Below are 508 nucleotides of genomic sequence, written 5' to 3'. Positions count from 1 at the left end.
AGAGCAATTTTGAGGATTTGGATTACTCCAAAGCCGTGATCGAGTTCAGTGAGAACTCGCGTGCATTGCAGGCCTCGCAACAAGCTTTTGGCAAAACAAAAGACCTGACATTGTTTAACTACATTTAATGATTTGACGGCCAGCGGCGAATAACGACAACGAGAGATTTTGATGCCTTATGTGCCAAGCCTTAAGTGCGAGAAATTTCAAATGTCGTTGAGGTGAGTGAGCGGCATGTTTTTACCGAATGCGGCAAAGGCACCAGTGGCAATGTGAGCGGCAAGCTTCTCTTGGTGTGAAAATATCTTCATCTCATAGAGAAAGAGGTCGAAAACAGCGAGTGTGTTATCTAACTTATTGTTTATTTATCTATTTTAATTTGGAATCGATATCTTAAATAAGTTGGCACACAAATTGTATTGAATAATGTCAGAACAGATTTCGAGATTCTAAACCCTGCGTTAAAGGCAGATTTAGCAAGTAATTTTTACGGTCAGTGCTTATCCAA

The 508-nt window shown here is 40.2% G+C and carries 1 pseudogene; it reads left to right on the top strand.

The features are described 5' to 3' along the window. Positions 1-128, top strand: a pseudogene (locus R7O13_RS31145) (flagellar biosynthesis protein FlgL); the annotation flags it as partial. Positions 129-508 lie beyond the last annotated feature (380 nt).

This window comes from Vibrio sp. Y176, assembly GCF_033438945.1.
The sequence above is the reverse complement of the archived record's forward strand: the minus strand, read 5'-3'. Positions and strand labels throughout refer to the sequence as shown.